Origin of the sequence: Actinokineospora spheciospongiae (assembly GCF_003182415.1) — a bacterium.
GTDB lineage: Bacteria > Actinomycetota > Actinomycetes > Mycobacteriales > Pseudonocardiaceae > Actinokineospora > Actinokineospora spheciospongiae.
In genome coordinates, this window is the sequence record NZ_QHCP01000003.1 from 636074 (window position 1) to 654368 (window position 18295).

Consider the following 18295-nt stretch of genomic DNA (forward strand, 5'->3'; position numbering starts at 1 on the left):
TCAGTCGAACGCCTTGGCGATCAGGGCGCGCTGCTCCAGCTCGTGCACCTTGCTCGACCCGGCCGACGGGGCCGACATCGGCCGCCGCGAGACGCGGGTGATGCGGGTGATGCGGTCCGGGAACAGCTCCGGCAGGATCAGGCCGTAGAACGGCCACGAACCCTGGTTCGCGGGCTCCTCCTGGACCCAGCGGATGTCCTGGGCGCCCGAGTAGCGCTCGAACACCGCGCCGAACTTCTTCTCCGGCACCGGGTAGAGCTGCTCCACCCGGACGATCGCGGTGTCGGTGGCGCCGCGCTTCTCCCGCTCGGCCACCAGCTCGTAGTAGAGCTTGCCGGACACGAACAGGATCTTGGTGATCGAGCCCGGGTCCTGCACACCGGCGTCGTCGATGATCGACTCGAACCGGGTGCCCTCCAGGAAGTCCTCCACCGGGCTGGTGGCGGCCTTGTTCCGGAGCATCGACTTCGGGGTGAACACGACCATCGGCCGCTGCACGCCGTCGAGGGCGTGGCGGCGCAGCAGGTGGAAGTAGTTCGCCGGGGTCGACGGCACGGCCACGGTCATCGAACCCTCGGCGCACAGCTGCAACCAGCGCTCGATGCGGCCCGAGGTGTGGTCGGGGCCCTGGCCCTCGTGCCCGTGCGGCAGCAGCACCACCACGTCGGAGAGCTGGCCCCACTTGGCCTCCGACGAGGAGATGTACTCGTCGATGACCGACTGGGCGCCGTTGACGAAGTCGCCGAACTGCGCCTCCCACAGCACCAGCGCGTCCGGGTTGGCCACCGAGTAGCCGTACTCGAAGCCGAGCGCGGCGTACTCCGACAGCGCCGAGTCGTAGACCATGAACCGGCCCTGGTCCTCGGACAGGTTCTGCAGCGGCAGGTACTCCTTGCCGGTCTTGCGGTCGATCACCGCGGCGTGCCGCTGGGTGAACGTGCCGCGCCGGGAGTCCTGGCCCGCCAACCGCACCATCCGGCCCTCGAGGTTCAGCGACCCGAACGCCAGCAGCTCGCCGAACGCCCAGTCGATGCCGCCCTCGCGGGCCATCTTCACCCGGCGCTCCAGCACCGGCTTGACCCTGGGGTGCGGGTTGAAGCCCTCCGGCACCGCCACGTGCGCGTCGGCGATGTGCTCCAGGACCCCCCTGGCCACGCCGGTGGCCAGCTTCGCCGGGACCTGCTGCTCGGACTCCACCGACGGGCTCGGCGAGATCGGGTGCTTCTCCAGCTCCCGCACCTCGTTGAACACGTGCTCGAGCTGCGAGGAGAAGTCGCGCAGCGCCTTCTCGGCCTCCTCGACGGAGATGTCGCCGCGGCCGATCAGCGCCTCGGTGTAGCCCTTGCGGACCGAGCGCTTGGTGTCGATGATGTCGTACATGCCGGGCTGGGTCATCGAGGGGTCGTCGCCCTCGTTGTGCCCGCGGCGGCGGTAGCAGACCAGGTCGATGACGACGTCCTTGTTGAACGTCTGCCGGTAGTCCATGGCCAGCCGGGCCACCCAGTAGCAGGCCTCCGGGTCGTCGCCGTTCACGTGGAACACCGGCGCCTGGATCATCTTCGCCACGTCGGTCGCGTACTGCGAGGAGCGCGAGTGCTCCGGCGCGGTGGTGAAGCCGACCTGGTTGTTGATGATCACGTGCACGGTGCCGCCGGTGCGGTAGCCGCGCAGCAGCGACAGGTTCAGCGTCTCGGCCACCACGCCCTGGCCCGCGAACGCGGCGTCGCCGTGCAGGGCGACGGGGAGCACCGAGAAGCCCACTCCGACGTTGTCGCCCTTGTCGAGCAGGTCCTGCTTGGCCCGGACGATGCCCTCGAGCACCGGGTCGACGGTCTCCAGGTGCGACGGGTTCGCCGTCAGCGACACCCGGGTCTCGCCGTCGCCGAACATCCGGAAGTACTTGCCCTCGGCGCCCAGGTGGTACTTGACGTCGCCGGAGCCGTGCGCCTGACCGGGGTCGAGGTTGCCCTCGAACTCCTGGAAGATCTGCGAGATGGGCTTGCCGACGATGTTGGCCAGCACGTTCAGGCGGCCGCGGTGCGGCATCCCGATGACGACCTCGTCGAGCTCGTACTCGGCGGCCTTGTCCAGCACGGTGTCCAGCAGCGGGATGACCGACTCGCCGCCCTCGAGCGAGAACCGCTTCTGCCCCACGTACTTGGTCTGCAGGAACGTCTCGAACGCCTCGGCCGCGTTCAGCTTCGACAGCACGTACTTCTGCACGGCCGTCGGGGGCTTCTCGTGCGCGACCTCCACCCGGTCCTGAATCCAGCGCCGCTCGGCGGGGTCGAGGATGTAGGTGTACTCCACGCCGACGGTGCGGCAGTAGGAGTCGCGCAGGACGCCGAGGACGTCGCGCAGCTTCATCCGCTCCTTGCCCGCGAAGCCGCCGACGGGGAACTCGCGGTCGAGGTCCCAGAGGGTCAGCCCGTGCGAGAGCACGTCGAGGTCGTCGTGCTTGCGCTGGCGGTAGTTCAGCGGGTCGGTGTCGGCCATCAGGTGGCCGCGGGTGCGGTACGCGTCGATCAGCGCGATGACCCTGGCGGTCTTGTCGACGCCCTCGGTGGCGAGGTCCTCGGTCCAGCGGATCGGCTCGTAGGGAATCCGCAGCGAGGTGAAGATGTCGTCGTAGAACCCGTCCTCGCCCAGCAGCAGGCGGTGGATCTCGCGCAGGAACTCGCCGGACTCCGCGCCCTGGATGATCCGGTGGTCGTAGGTGGACGTCAGCGTGATGATCTTGCTGATGCCCATCTCGACCAGCGTCTTCTCGCTGGCGCCCTGGAACGGCGCGGGGTACTCCATCGCGCCGACGCCCAGGATCGTGCCCTGCCCGACCGACAGCCGCGGCACCGAGTGGTTGGTGCCGATGCCGCCGGGGTTGGTCAGCGAGATCGTGGTGCCCGCGAAGTCGTCGGCGGTCAGCGCGCCGTTGCGGGCCTTGCGGATGACGTCCTCGTAGGCCTGCCAGAACTGGCTGAAGGTCATCGCCTCGCAGCCCTTGATGGAGGCGACGACCAGGTTGCGGGCGCCGTCCTTGCCCGCGAGGTCGATGGCGAGGCCGAAGTTCACGTGCTCCGGCGTGACCGCGAAGGCCTTGCCGTCCGCCTCGGCGTAGTGCCGGTTCATGTTCGGGTACGCCGCGAGCGCGCGCAGCATGGCGTAGCCGATGAGGTGGGTGAAGGAGACCTTCCCGCCCCGGCTGCGCTTGAGGTGGTTGTTGATCACGATGCGGTTGTCCGCCAGCAGCTTCGCCGGAACCGCGCGCACGCTGGTCGCGGTCGGCAGCGACAGCGAGGCGTTCATGTTCTTGGCGATGGCCGCGGCCGGGCCGCGCAGCGGCTTGCGCTCCTCGGCGCCGGGCCCGGCGGGCTTGGCCGGGGGCTTCGCGGGCGGCGGGGTGGCCGACTTCGCGGGTGCCGCGGGCTTGGTCGCCGGGGTCGTGGTGGGGGTCACCGCCGCCGGGGGCTTCGCGGCCGGGGGCTCGGCCGGGGCGGCGGCCTTGGGCGCGCTGCCGTTCGTGGCGGGCTTGGCCGGGGCGGGCCGGGTGGCGGTGGCCGTGGCGGACGCGCTGTTCGCGCTCGCCGTGTCACTCCCCGCCTCGGCCTGCGCGGCACCGGCGCGCGGGGTGGGCTTGTAGTCCGCGAAGAAATCGTGCCACGCGGAGTCTACCGACTGGGGGTCGGCGAGGAACTGTTCGTACATCTCCTCGACGAGCCACTCGTTGGCACCGAACTGTGACGCGGGACTGCTGCTGGACACGGCTGGCTCTCGCCTCTATCCATTCTCGATCTGGTAATGAGCACAACTCTTCGCCAGGCTAGTCCTCCCCGTTGGCGAGATGGCAGCCAACCGGGGGGCCGTGAGGCACCTCATGCACTGGATCGTTCGAGAGACCGATCCCGTGCGCCGTCCGGCCGATGAGCGGCCGATCGTGAGCGCCGGACGGTTGTTCCCGGACAGGCGCGGTGTTGCGACGCGGCTGACCGGCCGCCACCCGGGGTGGCACCGCTTCCCGGAGGGGGCGCACCGGACCGATCGTCCTGGGCTGTTCGGCCCAGCAGGTCTACCCTGTTCAGGCGTGTCGAACCGGGTTGGGCGCCCAGGTTAAGTTTCCGTTTCGTCCGTTTCATTCCTCCGCTCACCCCCGTTCGTCGACGAGCGGCACCATCTGCTCGGCGTCCGGTCGGCGCTGCCCGGACAGGCCGTGCGCGGGCTCGGCCGTCCCCAGCTCCCACAGCCGCGCGTAGTACCCGCCCCGCGCCAGCAGCTCCGCGTGCCCGCCCTGCTCCACGACCCGCCCGCCGTCGAGCACGACGATGGTGTCCGCCCTGGCCGCGGTCGCCAGCCGGTGCGCCACCACGAACGTCGTCCGCCGCCGCGCCAGCCGCTCACTGGCCGCCAGCACCTGCCCCTCGGTGGCCGGGTCGAGCGCGGCGGTGGCCTCGTCGAGCAGCAGGATGTCCGGTCGCACCAGCTCCGCCCTGGCCAGCGCCACGAGCTGCCGCTGCCCGGCGGACAGGCCCTGCCCGCGCTCACCCACCGGCTGGCGGAACCCGGCGGGCAACGTGGCGACCATGTCCAGGGCCCCGACCGCGCGCACCGCCGCCTCCACCCGGGCGGGCGGCGCCCCGGGGTCGCCGTAGCCGACGTTGCGCGCGACGTCGCCGGTGAACAGGTGCGCCTCCTGCGGCACCACGCCCAGCCGCTGGTGGTAGCCGGACAGGTCGTACTCGCGCAGGTCGACCCCGTCGACCAGCACGCTGCCCCCGGTCGGGTCGTAGAACCGGGCGATCAGCTTCACCACGGTCGACTTCCCCGCACCGGTCGCACCCACCAGCGCCACCGTCTCACCGGGCCGGACCACCAGGTCGATGTCGGAGACCGCGGGCGTGTCGGTGCCCGGGTAGCGGAAGCTCACCCCGCGCAGCTCGACCGCGCCGTCCAGCCGCTCCGGCACCGGCACCGGATCGGCGGGCGGGGCCACCGACGTCGGCGTGCGCAGCAGCTCGGAGATCCGCCGCAACCCGACCCTGGCCTGCTGGTAGCCGTCGAACACCCCGGAGAGCTGCTGCACCGGCGCGAAGAACAGCCCCAGGTACAGCAGGAACGCCAGCAGCACCCCCGGGGTCAGCGACCCGTCGGCCACCGCGTGCGCGCCCACCACCAGCACCGCCGCCTGCGCCAGCCCGGACAGCATGGTGACGAACGGGAAGTAGGTGGCGATGTAGCGCTGCGCCCGCAGCCTGCTCCGCCGGTAGGCGTCGCTGCGCTCGGCGAACACCTCCGCGGACCGGCCCTCGCGGGTGAACGCCTGCGCCACCCGCAGCCCGGACACGTTCTCCTGCATGTCGGCGTTGACCGCGCTGACCCGCTCGCGGGCCTCCGCGTACGCCCGCGACGACAGCCGCTGGAACACCACCGTCGCCGCGATCACCACCGGCAGCACCGCCAGCGCCACCCAGGCCAGCTCCAGGTCGGTCACCAGCAGCGCCCCCGTCACCGCCACCACCGTCAGCAGACCCGCCGCGGCCGAGGTGAGCCCGGTCTGCAGGAACGTCGACAGGGCGTCCACGTCGGTGGTCATCCGGGTCATGATCCGCCCGGCCAGCTCGCGCTCGTAGTAGTCCAGCCCCAGCCGTTGCAGGTGGGCGAAGCTGCGCACCCGCAGCAGGTACAGCAGCCGCTCACCGACCCGGGCGGTGAGCACGGTGGTCGCGGCCGTGTTCAGCCACATCACCACCACCAGCACCGCCGCCACCGCGGTCGCCACCCACAGCGCGCCCGCCGTCCCGGTGAGCACCCCGGAGTCGACCCCGGTGCGGATCAGCGCGGGCAGGGCGATCGCCGTCACCGAGTCCAGGACGACCAGGCCCAGCACCACCAGCAACGCCGCCCGCGCGGGCCGCAGCAACCGCCGCAGCCGGAACCCCGGGTCCGGCGCGGTCGGGTCCTCGCCCCCCAGGTCCGGCTCCTCCGTGGCCGGTGGCAGCGCCTCGACCTGGGCCAGCAGCTCCTCCGTCGGCGGCATCCCGCCCAGCGCGGCCCCGCCGGGGCCCATGCCGCCCATCCGCCCGCCGACGTCGGCGGCCGCGCGGGCGCTGCCCGCGCCCACCGCGTCGGCCACCGGTTCCGGCCACAGCGCCGGGGTGGTCCCGTCCGGCCCGGCCACCAGTTCGCGCCGGTCGCGCCGGGTCGGGTCCTCGATCGCGTCGTCCGGCCCGGCCAGCAGCGCCCGGTACAGCTCGCAGCGGGCGGTCAGCTCCGCGTGCGTGCCCACGTCGACCACCCGGCCCGCGTCCAGCACCGCGATCCGGTCGGCCAGCGACAGCGTCGAGCGCCGGTGCGCGATCAGCAGCGTCGTGCGCTGCTCGGTGACCTCCCGCAGCGTGTCGTGGATGGCGGCCTCGGTGGCCGTGTCCACCGCCGAGGTGGCGTCGTCGAGCACCAGCACCCTGGGGTCCGACAGCAGCGCCCGCGCCAGCGCGACCCGCTGCCGCTGCCCGCCGGAGAGGGTCAGCCCGCGCTCGCCGACGACCGTGTCGTAGCCCTCGGGCAGGGCGGTGACGAAGTCGTGCGCCTGCGCCGCCCGCGCCGCGGCCTCGACCTCGGCGCCGGTGGCGTCCGGCCTGCCGTAGGCGATGTTGGCCCGGATGCTGTCGGAGAACAGGAACGCCTCCTCGAACACCACCCCGACCGCGTGCCGCAGCGACGACAGCCGCAGGTCGCGCACGTCCACCCCGCCGACCCGGACGGCACCCGCCTGCACGTCGTAGAACCGGGGCAGCAGCAGCGACACCGTCGACTTGCCCGACCCGGCCGTGCCCACCAGCGCCAGCGTCTCCCCCGGGGACACCCGCAGCGACACCCCGTCGAGCACCGGTTCGCTGCGGGTGTAGCCGAAGGAGGTCCCGTCCAGCTCGACCCCGACCGGCCCGTCCGGCACGTCGACCGCGTCCGGCTTGTCCACCACGTCCGGCTGCGAGTCGATCAGCTCGTACACCCGCTCCACCCCGGCCCTGGCCAACTGCGCGTTGACCAGCAGCCCGGCCAGCAGCCGGGTCGGGCCGACCAGGTTCGCCACGTAGCTGGCGAAGGCCAGGAACGTGCCCAGCGTGACCTGCCCGTCCAGCGCCAGGTACCCGCCGAGGGCCAGCACCGCCACCTGCCCGGCCGACGGCATCGCCACCAGGGTCGCCGCGGGCCGCGAGGTCAGCCGCGCCGACCGCATCCGCTCGCCGAACAGCACCCTGGCCGCCTTCTCCAGCCGGGCGACCTCCCGCGCCTCCTGCCCGAAGCCCTTGACCACCCGGACCCCGGTGACGCTCTCCTCCACGTGCTGGGCCAGGTCGGCCGCCCGCTGCTGCGCCGACCAGGTGGCCGGGAACAGCGTCTTGCGGCTGCGCGCCGCCACGTGGGCCACCACCGGTGTCACCACCAGCGCCACCACCGTGAGCAACGGCGACAGGTAGAGCATCGCCCCCAGCGCGGCCAGCGCGAACACCACCGTGCCCACCGACAGCGGCACCATCATCAACAGCCCCTGCACCAGTTGCAGGTCGGTGATCGACCGGGACACCACCTGCCCGGTCCGCAGCGCGTCCTGCTTGCCGCCGTCGAGCCGCTGCACCGCGCCGAACACCGCCTGGCGCAGGTCGTGCTGCACGTCCAGGGCCAGCCTGCCGCCCAGGTACCGGCGCAGGAACGCGCTGCCGAAGGACAGCACCTCCATCCCCACCATGGCCGCCACCAGCCAGGCCAGCCGCGCCGTCCCACCCGCCACCGCGTCGTCGACGACGAACTTCACCAGCAGCGGACCGGCGGCCTGGAAGCCGACGCCGACGACGGACGCGACCATCGACAGCAGCACCAGCCTGCGGTGCCGCCAACAGGCGGTCCAGAGCTTGCGAATCCAACCGGGGGCGTTGTTCTCGGGCACGCCAACAACAGTAGGCGCGGACAGCCCCCCGTGGTGGGGAGCTGCCCGCGCCTGTGGACAACTGGTGGAACAGTGCCGAACCGCCCTGTGGACAACTCAGGGGGACAACTCAGCGGGACAACTCGGGCACGGCGGTGGATCAGGTGATGTCGCGGCTCTTGTTCCGCAGCATCCCGGTCCCGAAGAAGATCGCGGTCCACCCGAGGAAGACCAGGCCGCTGACCCACAGCGAGTACGCGCCCGGCGCCCCCGCGGCCAACCGCATCACCTCGTCGAAGTTCTCCTTGACGTCCGCGGAGGCGGGCACCCCGCCCTGGTCCAGCACCAGCGTCTGGATCTGGTCGAACAGCAGCGCCGCCGCCGTCGAACTCGTCAGGCCGTTGGCCGAGCCGTTGGGCATCAGGCCCGCGAGGGCCTCCAGGCCCGCCGCGCCCGAGTTCGCCAGGAACACCTCCAGCACCGGCCCGATGATCAGCGCGTAGACCAGCAGCGACACCAGCGCGCCGACCGGGCTGCCCACCAGGGCGCCGAACCCGAGGCCGACCAGCGTCCACAGCACGCACATCAGCACGCCCGCGACCAGCGTCAGCATCCAGTCCGCGGCGTTGGGCAGGTAGTTGGAGTCCGAGCCGAACAGCGTGCCCACGCTCACCCCGACGCTGATCACCACACCGAAGACCACACCCCACACCAGGTAGGTGACCGCCTTCGCGCCCAGCACCGACACCCGCGACGGCGCGGTCAGGAACGTGGTCGTGATCGTGCGGCGGCTCAGCTCGCTCGCCATCCCCAGCGCGCCGAACACCATCGGGAAGATCGAGGAGATGTTCATGCCCCGGGCCAGCGCGATCACCGACCAGGACACCTCCTCGAAGCTGATGTCGGCCTGCTGGAACAGCGTCGACCGGTTGACCTCGTCGGCGATCCCGGAGGTCAGCGCGGACGCCGCCCACGCCCACAGCAGCGACAGCACCAGCGCCGGGATCAGCAGCGCCCACCACAGCTTGGTGGTGAAGATCTTGCGGAACTCCGCGTTGATCAGCTTGACCATCAGTTGCCGCCCCCCTGGCCGTTCGGGTCCTGCTTCGGGTCGGCCGTCGCGCCCGACGGACCGGCGGTCGGGTCCGACACCGTCTGGGTCACGTCGGCGTCACCGCCGAAGTCGGACGCGGGCGGTGCCGGTGCCGGTTCCCCGGGGACGCCCGGCGCGGTCGGCGCGGGCGGCACCACGACCGGCTGGACCTGCTGCTGCGGCGGCTGGTACGGCGACGGGGCCTGGTAGGGCGAGGGCGCCTGCGGCTGCTGGTACGGCGCCTGCTGGTACGGCTGCTGGTACTGGGGCTGCTGGTACTGGGGCTGCTGGTATTGCGGCGGCTGCTGCTGGTAGACGGGCTGGGCGAACCCGCCGGGGGGCTGGTGGCCGCCCGGCTGCTGGTAGGGCCCGCCCGGCGGGGCGAAGCCGGGAGCCGAATACTGGCCGTTGGTCAGCCGGAAGAACAACTGCTCCAGGTCGACCCGCTCCTCCTGCACGCCGTAGAGCGCCACCCCGGCCTTCGCCGCCGCGTCGCCCACCTGCTGCACGCTCGCGCCCACCACCGCGATCCGGCCGTCGGGCAGCGGCGACAGGTTCGTCATCCCCGCCGCCTGCAACGCGTTCGCCAGCGCACCCGGGTCCGCCGGGGTCACCAGCACCCGGGCCTGCTGGGAGGCGCGCAGGTCGTCGAGGCGCCCGTAGAACATGGTCTGGCCGCGGCTGACGATCACCACCTGGTCGATCGTCTGCTCCACCTCGGCCAGCAGGTGGCTGGAGATCAGCACGGTGCGCCCGGCCGCCGCGTACGCCTTGAGGAACTGCCGCAGCCAGGCGATGCCCTCCGGGTCCAACCCGTTCGCGGGCTCGTCGAGCACCAGCACCTGCGGGTCGCCCAGCAGCGCGGTCGCCAGCGCCAAGCGCTGCTTCATGCCGAGGGAGAACGCCCCCGCCGCGCGGTTCGCGGCGGCGCCCAGGCCCACCAGTTGCAGCACCTCCATGGCGCGGGAATCCGCGATGCCCATGGCGGCGGTGTAGACCCGGAGGTGGTTGAGGGCGGTGCGCCCCGGGTGGAAGCCCTGGGCCTCCAGCACCGCGCCCACGATCCGACCCGGGTTGCCCAGCCGCGCGAACGGCTCGCCGTTGATCGTCGCGGTCCCCGAGGTCGGTGTCACCAACCCGAGGATCATCCGCAGGGTGGTGGTCTTGCCCGCGCCGTTGGGACCGAGGAACCCGGTCACCGACCCGGGTTCCACCTGGAAACTGAGGTTCTGCACCGCTGGTATCGGCCCGAAGTTCTTGCTCAGGTTCTGCACCACGATGCGGCCACTGCCGTCCTGCACGGACCCCTCCAGCTCGCCTGGCATGTCGTGGCGGCCATCTTGCCCCATGCGGGTGGTCCCGCGCCGGGCACATGGGGAAACCCGTGCCGGATCAGCCCGGGTGCGCGCGGGGAGCCGGGTACAGCCGGGCCACCACCTCGCCGCCCGCGCCGCGCACCACACCGTCCACCGGCAGCTCCGCCCGGCGGCGCCTGCCCCGGCGCAGCACCATGCCCTCGCCGATCAGGTGGTCGTGGGCCATCCGCCACACCGGGCACGGCCAACTGCGCCCCCGGCCGCCGCGCCAGGCCACCGCCGGGCACGCCGGGCAGCGGCCGCCCTCGTCCGGCTGGTGCACCGTCAGCAGCAACCGCCACCCCTGCGCGAGCCGGGTGATCTCGCTGCGCGCCAACGGCAGCAAGGTCGAGGCGTCCGCGGTGTCCGCGGCCTCGTCCAGCAGCGCCAGCCTGCGCAGCACCGCCGACCGCAGCGCGCCGTCGGAGTCGCCGTCGAGGCCGCCGCCCGCCGAAACCGGACCGGGCGGGTCGGAGCCGATCGGAGGCGGGCCGTCCGGGGACGGGTCGCCGAAGCCGGTCACGGCGCACCCACCCGCTCGGCGACCTCCGCCAACACCACACCCAACGACCGGGTCTGCTGCGCCGACAAGACCGCCGACGCACCCGGCGGCGGCACCAACAGCACCAGGTCGTCCTCCACCAGCACCGTCAGCGCCCGATCCCGGCCGAACGGATCATGACAACCGACACACCACCGAGGCTCCATCACCCACCCGACATCGGCGCCACACCCCCGACCCCACAGGTCCCCGACCCGCCCATCACCCCATTGCCAGGTTTCTCACTCGAAAGTGTCGGTGGTCGGTGAACAAGTAATCGCGACTCATCGGCACCCCCGCGTAGGCACAGCCGGGGTTCTATGCCTAAGCTGTAGGTGGCGGCCCGCTCCCAGTGACCCCCAGGCTGGTTGAGCGGGCCGCCCTCGACCCTGAGGCCCCCTGCTCGCGCTTCGCGCTTCGCCGGGGGGTCTCGTCATTTCCCCCCGGGGGGCGACCCCCCGGACCCCCACGGTGCGGTTGGTTCCTGAACCAGCGTGGTTCGGTTGGGCTTACCGCGGTGTGGTTGGTTGCTGGACCAGCGTGTCTTGGTGGGTAAGGGAAGTGGGGTGGGTCGTCCGGTGGTTGGATGAATTTGGGGTGGAGTGGGGCTAGTTCTCCAGGAGGGTGTTTAGGGGGGTGTGGGGGAGGGTGTGGGCTTGGGCTACGGGGGGGTTTGTCAGGTGGCCTGCGTGGGTGTTCAGGCCGGGGGTGAGGGTGGGGTTGGTGGTCAGGGCCTTGTGCCAGCCCTGGTCTGCGAGGGTGAGGGCGTGGGGGAGGGTTGCGTTCGTGAGGGCGTAGGTGCTGGTTCGGGGGACTGCGCCGGGCATGTTGGCGACGCAGTAGAAGAGGGAGTTGTGGACGGGGTAGGTGGGCGTGTCGTGGGTTGTGGGGTGGGAGTCCTCGAAGCAGCCGCCCTGGTCGATGGCGATGTCGACGAGGACCGAGCCGGGGCGCATGTGCGCCACCAGGTCGGTGGTGATGAGCTTGGGGGCCTTGGCGCCGGGGACCAGGACCGCGCCGATGACGAGGTCGGCTTCCCTCGCGGCCTCTTCCACCGCGTAGCGGTTTGAGGTGAGGGTGCGTACTCGGCCGTTGAACTGGGCGTCGATCTGGCGGAGGCGGTCGACGTTGGTGTCGAGCACCTGGACTTCGGCGCCCATGCCCAGTGCGATCGTCGCCGCGTTGACGCCCGCGACGCCGCCGCCGATGACCACGACCCGGGCGGGGAGCACGCCGGGGACGCCGCCGGGGAGCACGCCCCGGCCGCCGGAGGGGCGCATCAGGGCGAACGCGCCCACCTGCGGGGCCAGCCTGCCCGCCACCTCCGACATCGGTGCCAGCAGGGGCAGCGCGCCGGTGGGGGTCTGGACGGTCTCGTAGGCGATGGCGGTGGTGCCCGCCGCCAGCAGGGCCCTCGTCAGCGGCTCGTCGGCGGCCAGGTGCAGGTAGGTGAACAGCACCTGGTCCGCGCGCAGCCTCGGGTACTCCTCGGCGATCGGCTCCTTGACCTTGAGCACCAGCTCGCCCTCGGCCCACACCTCCTCCGCCGACGGCAGCACCTTGGCGCCCGCGCCGGTGTACTCGGCGTCGGTGATCGCCGACCCCTCGCCCGCGCCCGCCTCGACGAACACGTCGTGGCCGCGGGTGGTCAACTCGTGCGCGCCCGCCGGGGTCAGCGCCACGCGGTACTCGTGGTTCTTGATCTCACGGGGAACAGCGATCTTCACCGGGGTGGTCCTCTCGCTCGTGGCTCAGGGTGTCCTGTACCACGGTCTCCCCGCCGACCCCGGTTGTCATCGTGCGCCGGGCACGAGAATCAGTCGACCGGGTGGTGCTGCCGCGACAACAGCACCAGGCCCGACGCCTGCGCTCGGTGCCGACACCTCAGTGCCAGCGCTCGGCCACCAACTGGCACAGCAGGGCGACCCGGGTGTCCGGGTCGGTGAGGTCGACCGCGAGCAGCGCGGCCACCCGGGACATCCGGTACCGCAGGGTGTTCGGGTGTATCCGCAGCGCCGCGGCCGCCGCCCTCGGGTCGCCGGGGTGGCGCAGCCACTCGTGCAGGGTGTCGCGGTACCAGTCGTCGCTGCCGTCCAACCGGGCCAGTGGGCCGATGCCCGCCACCGCGCCCGCGATCGCCGTCGCCGCCCGGTGCAGCACCAGCACCACCCACACGTCGTCGTGCGCGGCGACCCGCCCGCCGACCAGCCCGGCGCGCAGCAGCGCCAGCGCCTCGTCCGCCTCCGCCCGGCCCCTGGCCAGGTCCCCGGCGCCCACCGCGGTCCCGGCGGCGGCCTGCGGGCCCGCCGGGTCGCCCAGCGCGGACCGCAGCGCGGGCCACCCCTCGTCCGGCACGATCGCGTACAGCACACCGTGCAGCTCGCCCATCGCCGTGCGCCTCCCGATGCCCTCGCCGAGCCGGGCGGCCAGGGCGAGCCTGCCGCCCTCGTCGTGCGCGTCGATGGCCACCACCCGGTGCGGGCCGGGCCCCAGGTCCAGCTCGGCGGCGGCCAGCCTGCCGCTGCCCTCGCCGAGCAGCGCCGCGCGCACCAGGTCCGCCGACCGGCCCCGCGCACCGTCCTCCCTGGCCCGGCGGCGCAGCAGGTGCAGCGCCACGACCGGTGCGGTGTCGGCGAAGGCGGCGGCGCGCTCGTCGGGCACCGGCCCGGACACCACCGCCCACATGGAACCCAGCAGCTCCCCGCCCATCCGGATCGGCACGACCAGCCGCGGCAGCGTGCCGTCGGGCTGCGCGGGCACGAACACCACCGTGCGCCCCTTGACCAGCTCCCGGAACACCCCGTGCGAGCGGAACCGGGCGAGCACGTCGTGCGGCACCCGCCTGCCCATGATCGTCGACACCCGGGCCGGGTCGGTGCCGTCCTGCCGCGCCGAGTACGCCAGCACCCGCGAGTTCGCGTCCTCGATGGTCACCGGCGCGTCCACCACCGCCGCCGCCGCGTCCGCCAGCCCGAACAGGTCGCCGAACGGGTCCGCGGGTCCGGACTCGTCGGCCGCCGCGTCGAGCACCGACCGCAGCAGCCACACCAACTGCGCCCACGACGTGTCCGCCCGCACCTCCACGACCGCCACCGCGGCGCGCTCCGCCTCGGCCAGCACCGCGGGGTCCTCGGCCAGCGGCGGCTTCACCAGCACCGCCGCCGCGTCCCGCCGCCCGCACTCGCCCACCAGCCCCACCGCGCCCGCCGCGTCCACCCCCACGCCCAGCACCAGGTCCCCGGCCGCCACCACGCCCCCGTCGGCGATCACCACGTCGCCCACCGCGCCGCCCCCGCCCGCGGCCACCAACCGCAGCAGCGTCGGCCCGACCCGGCCCACCACGTCCCGCACGCCGACCATCGCCCGACCTCCGCTCACCCGCCCCCAGTAAAGGTCAGCGGTGCGCGGCCAACCACGCCAGGGCCGCCACCGCGGCCATCCCGCGCGCGTTCGGGTGCACCACCGCGGCCGGGCTCGCGGGCAGCAGCGGCTCCACCCACCGCCGCTCCGGGGCGGCGCACGCGTCGTGCCCGGTCCCGTACCGGTACGGGTCGACGTGCTCGGAGCCGGTCGCCGCGGCCGCGGCGGCGAGGGAGTCGTTGAGCCGCCGCTCGACCGAGTCGAAGTAAGCGGTGTCCCCGGCGGCGAACGGCATCAGCGGCCAGCACCCCGGACCCTCGGGCAGGATGCGCGCGTAGCCGACCACGACCACCTTCGCCCTCGGCGCCAGCTCGTGGACCCGGCGCAGCAGGGCGGTGGTCCGCCGCCCGGCCGCGGCGACGTCCGCGGCCGGGACGTCGGTGCCCGATCGGGTGAAGTACGCCCGGCAGGGGGCGCCCCCCGGGTCCGCCCGGCCCTCGCGCGCGCAGGTCTCGACGATGCGGCCGAACCCCATGTCGTTGCCGCCGATGGTCAGCGTGACCAGGTCGGTGTCCGGGGTCAGCGCGGTGAACTGCGCCGGGTTCACCCCACCGGAGACCGCCTGCGGACCGGTCAGGTGCGCGGTCGTGGCGCCGCTGCACGTCACGTCCACGAACGTGGGGACCCGCAGCCAGGCGGCCAGCAGCGCCGGGTAGCCCGCCGTCGACCGGCCGCACCCGGGGACCGACCCCGGCACCGGTTCGGGGATCTGCGGGCCCGCCGCGTAGGAGTCGCCCAGCGCCACGTAGCGCTGGTAGGCGGGCTCCGCGGCGGGCCGCGACGTGGCGGAGGCGGGTGCGGCGGCGGCGACGGCCACCGCGCAGGCGAGCAGGGCGCGCAGGCGCATGCGCCTGATGCTTCACGCGGAAGAGGGAACGGTCAATTCGGGATTTCCCAGGGTGTGGACAACCGGGCACCGGGTGGCACCGTTCCCACTACCGTGCTGGGCATGGCCGTTCTCACCGTTCGGCTCCACGTCGACCTGCTGCGGGTCACCAGCGCCGCCTGTCGCTGACCGGCCGCGCGAAACCCATCCCCCAGCGACGAAGGAGTACCACCGCCATGACCGAATCCGCAGCCTGGTCGTTCGAGACCAAGCAGGTGCACGCGGGCGCCGCCCCCGACCCCGCCACCGGTGCCAGGGCCACCCCGATCTACCAGACCACCTCGTACGTGTTCCGCGACAGCCAGCACGGGCAGGACCTGTTCAGCCTCGCCGAGCCGGGCAACATCTACACCCGCATCAACAACCCCACCCAGGAGGTCCTGGAGGGCCGGGTCGCCGCCCTGGAGGGCGGTGTCGCGGCGCTGGCGTTCGCCTCCGGCAGCGCGGCCACCACCGCCGCCATCCTCAACCTGGCCAACTCCGGCGACCACTTCGTCTCCAGCCCGTCGCTCTACGGCGGCACGTACAACCTGTTCCACTACACGCTGCCCAAGCTGGGCATCGAGGTCACCTTCGTCGACGACCAGGACGACGCCGAGGCCTGGCGGGCCGCGGTCCGCCCGAACACCAAGCTGTTCTTCGCCGAGACCCTGGCCAACCCGGGCAGCAACGTCCTCGACATCCGCAAGGTCGCCGACGTCGCGCACGAGGCGGGTGTGCCGCTGGTCGTGGACAACACCGTGCCCACCCCGTACCTGCTGCGCCCGATCGAGCACGGCGCCGACGTCGTCGTGCACTCGGCCACCAAGTACCTCGGCGGCCACGGCACCACCATCGCCGGTGTCCTCGTCGACGGCGGCACCTTCGACTTCGGCAAGGACCCGGCCCGCTACCCCGGCTTCAACGAGCCGGACCCCAGCTACAACGGCCTCAAGTTCTGGGAGGCCCTGGGCCCCGGCGCCTTCGCCGCCAAGGCCCGCGTGCAGCTCCTGCGCGACACCGGCGCGGCGGTCTCCCCGTTCAACGCCTTCCTGATCCTGCAGGGCATCGAGACCCTGTCGCTGCGGCTGGAGCGCCACGTCGCCAACGCCCAGGCCCTCGCCGAGTGGCTGGAGCAGCGCGACGAGGTGGAGAAGGTCTACTACGCGGGCCTGCCGTCCTCGCCGTACCACGCGGCGGCGCAGAAGTACCTGCCCCGCGGCGCGGGCGCCATCGTCTCCTTCGACCTGCGCGGCGGCGTCGAGGCGGGCCGCCGGTTCGTCGACGGCACCGAGCTGCACAGCCAGCTCGTCAACATCGGCGACGTGCGCAGCCTGATCGTGCACCCGGCCAGCACCACCCACAGCCAGCTCACCCCCGAGGAGCAGCTCACCAGCGGCGTCACCGCCGGTCTCGTGCGCCTCGCGGTGGGCATCGAGAACGTCGAGGACCTCAAGGCCGACCTGGAGGCGGGCTTCCGGGCGGCCAAGGCAGAACTGTGAGTGCCGCTCCCCCTCCCGCCACCGCCGCGTGGCGGGAGGGGGATTCCCCCGGCCGCCGCCGGTTCCGCGCGCTCGGCGCGCTGGACCTGGCGGCGGGCGGGGTCCTGCCCGACGTCACCGTCGCCTACGAGACGTGGGGGGCGCTCAACCCCGGGCGCGACAACGCGATCCTGGTCGAGCACGCGCTGACCGGCGACGCGCACGCCGGACCGGACGGCGGGTGGTGGGACGGCCTGATCGGACCCGGCCGGGCCGTCGACACCGACCGGTGGTTCGTGGTGTGCGCGAACGTGCTCGGCGGGTGCCAGGGCACCACCGGGCCCGCCTCGCCCGCCCCGGACGGGGCCCCCTGGGGCAGCCGCTTCCCCCGGGTGGGCATCCGCGACCAGGTGGCGGTCGAGGCGCTGCTGGCCGACGCGCTGGGCATCCCGGTGTGGGCCGCGGTCCTGGGCGGGTCGATGGGCGGGATGCGGGCCCTGGAGTGGGCAGTGGGACTGCCGTCGCGGGTCTCGGCCGTGCTGCTGCTGGCCTGCCCGGCCGCGGCCTCGGCCGACCAGATCGCCTGGGCCGCACCGCAACTGGCGGCGATCCGCGCCGATCCGATGTGGAACGGCGGGGACTACCACGGCGCCGAGACCGGGCCGCACGTCGGGTTGGGGGTCGCGCGGCGGATCGCGCACACCACCTACCGCAGCGGTGCGGAGTTGCAGGAGCGGTTCGGGCGCGCCCGGGCCGCCGACGGGCGGTTCGCCGTCGAGTCCTACCTGGACCACCACGCCGACAAGCTGTCGCGGCGCTTCGACGCCGGGAGCTACGTGGTGCTGACCGAGGCCATGAACGACCACGACGTGGGCGAGGGGCGCGGCGGCGTCGCGGCCGCGCTGTCGTCGGTGACCGCGCGGGCGGTGGTGGCGGGGGTGGACAGCGACCGGCTGTACCCGCTGGCGCAGCAGGAGGAACTGGCGGCGGGCATCGCCGGGGCGGACGGGCTCCGGGTGATCACCTCGTCCTCCGGGCACGACGGGTTCCTCACCGAGATCCCGCAGTTGGCCGGGCTGGTCAAGGAACTCCTGGGGTAGGCCCCCGCTCACGCGGTCCCGTCGGCGAGCCACGGCGGGACGGGCAGGTCGCGGGCCGCGCACTCCTCCGACAGGCGCAGCGTCCAGCGCAGCGCCTGCACCATCAGCGTGGTCATCTCCTCCGGGGCGGCCTCGTGCAGCGCGATGTCCAGTTGGGCCTCAGCCGCCTCGGTGTCCCCGTGCACCTCGGCGAGCAGGGTGCGGACCGCGGTGCGGACCGGGGGGTCGGCCTCGTCGATCGGGACTTCCTCGCCGTCGTCGTCGTAGACCTGCATCTTCACCGGGGCGGTGCCACCCGAGCCGAGGGCGGCGACCATGGTGCCGCACTCCCGGAACAGGATCAGCATCAGCTCCCTGGCCCCGGTGTGGCTGTCGCGGGTGTCCCGCACGGCCGCCGCGACCTGGTCGAGGGCGCCGTCGTCCGCACCCGCGCGCATGGCGGCGATGGCTTGGGCGGCGGCCTCGGTGAGGCGGCGCCTGCGGTCGGGGTCGGCGTCCACGGACCCCATCCTGCAACAGGGCCGG

At 73.2% G+C, this 18295-nt stretch carries 12 protein-coding genes; 2 read left to right on the forward strand and 10 right to left on the reverse strand.

The annotated features are described in order from the left end of the window. From DFQ13_RS10505 to DFQ13_RS10545, 9 genes are all read right to left on the reverse strand, one after another. A complete protein-coding gene (locus tag DFQ13_RS10505; protein ID WP_110079609.1) occupies positions 1–3759 on the reverse strand; it encodes a multifunctional oxoglutarate decarboxylase/oxoglutarate dehydrogenase thiamine pyrophosphate-binding subunit/dihydrolipoyllysine-residue succinyltransferase subunit in 3759 nt (1252 codons plus the stop codon). Between the two features lie 379 nt (positions 3760–4138). Next, on the reverse strand, positions 4139–7936 hold the full coding sequence (locus DFQ13_RS10510; protein WP_407643151.1) for an ABC transporter ATP-binding protein: 3798 nt from the start codon (positions 7934–7936) through the stop codon (positions 4139–4141). Between the two features lie 139 nt (positions 7937–8075). Further along, a complete protein-coding gene (locus DFQ13_RS10515; RefSeq protein ID WP_110079610.1) occupies positions 8076–8987 on the reverse strand; it encodes an ABC transporter permease in 912 nt (303 codons plus the stop codon). Next, complete coding sequence (locus tag DFQ13_RS10520) at positions 8987–10309, reverse strand: ABC transporter ATP-binding protein (RefSeq protein WP_181399924.1); 1323 nt, start codon at positions 10307–10309, stop codon at positions 8987–8989. The genes DFQ13_RS10515 and DFQ13_RS10520 overlap by 1 nt, the downstream gene beginning before the upstream one ends. A gap of 91 nt (positions 10310–10400) precedes the next feature. After that, a complete protein-coding gene (locus tag DFQ13_RS33705) occupies positions 10401–10886 on the reverse strand; it encodes a hypothetical protein (protein ID WP_181399911.1) in 486 nt (161 codons plus the stop codon). Next, positions 10883–11011, reverse strand: a complete 129-nt coding sequence (locus DFQ13_RS35560; protein WP_255683120.1) for a hypothetical protein — start codon at positions 11009–11011, stop codon at positions 10883–10885. The genes DFQ13_RS33705 and DFQ13_RS35560 overlap by 4 nt, the downstream gene beginning before the upstream one ends. 501 nt (positions 11012–11512) lie before the next feature. After that, positions 11513–12631 (reverse strand): alanine dehydrogenase, encoded by a 1119-nt coding sequence (gene ald / locus DFQ13_RS10535; RefSeq protein ID WP_110079613.1) that lies wholly within the window; start codon positions 12629–12631, stop codon positions 11513–11515. 157 nt (positions 12632–12788) lie between these two features. Next, the gene (locus tag DFQ13_RS10540) at positions 12789–14264 is read right to left on the reverse strand and encodes a PucR family transcriptional regulator (RefSeq protein WP_110079614.1); all 1476 of its coding nucleotides are present in this window, start codon (positions 14262–14264) and stop codon (positions 12789–12791) included. Between the two features lie 34 nt (positions 14265–14298). Continuing rightward, positions 14299–15171 (reverse strand): SGNH/GDSL hydrolase family protein, encoded by an 873-nt coding sequence (locus DFQ13_RS10545; RefSeq protein ID WP_110079615.1) that lies wholly within the window; start codon positions 15169–15171, stop codon positions 14299–14301. 215 nt (positions 15172–15386) lie between these two features. Between DFQ13_RS10545 and DFQ13_RS10550 the strand changes: the two genes are divergently transcribed. Next, the gene (locus DFQ13_RS10550; protein ID WP_035283209.1) at positions 15387–16691 is read left to right on the forward strand and encodes a bifunctional o-acetylhomoserine/o-acetylserine sulfhydrylase; all 1305 of its coding nucleotides are present in this window, start codon (positions 15387–15389) and stop codon (positions 16689–16691) included. Continuing rightward, positions 16688–17770 (forward strand): homoserine O-acetyltransferase MetX, encoded by a 1083-nt coding sequence (gene metX, locus DFQ13_RS10555; RefSeq protein WP_110079616.1) that lies wholly within the window; start codon positions 16688–16690, stop codon positions 17768–17770. Before DFQ13_RS10550 ends, metX begins: the two co-directional genes overlap by 4 nt. An 8-nt stretch (positions 17771–17778) precedes the next feature. Here the strand turns inward: metX and DFQ13_RS10560 are convergent, their stop codons facing one another. Beyond that, positions 17779–18279: a hypothetical protein gene (locus tag DFQ13_RS10560; protein WP_035283213.1), complete on the reverse strand. Its 501-nt coding sequence runs from the start codon at positions 18277–18279 to the stop codon at positions 17779–17781. Positions 18280–18295 lie beyond the last annotated feature (16 nt).

Excerpts from the sequence above, each read along its gene's own strand:
- DFQ13_RS10560 (WP_035283213.1), bottom strand. The coding sequence starts at position 18,279 with ATGGGGTCCGTGGACGCCGACCCCGACCGCAGGCGCCGCCTCACCGAG.
- DFQ13_RS10545 (WP_110079615.1), bottom strand. The coding sequence starts at position 15,171 with ATGCGCCTGCGCGCCCTGCTCGCCTGCGCGGTGGCCGTCGCCGCCGCC.
- DFQ13_RS10550 (WP_035283209.1), top strand. The coding sequence starts at position 15,387 with ATGACCGAATCCGCAGCCTGGTCGTTCGAGACCAAGCAGGTGCACGCG.
- DFQ13_RS10515 (WP_110079610.1), bottom strand. The coding sequence starts at position 8,987 with ATGGTCAAGCTGATCAACGCGGAGTTCCGCAAGATCTTCACCACCAAG.
- DFQ13_RS10540 (WP_110079614.1), bottom strand. The coding sequence starts at position 14,264 with ATGGTCGGCGTGCGGGACGTGGTGGGCCGGGTCGGGCCGACGCTGCTG.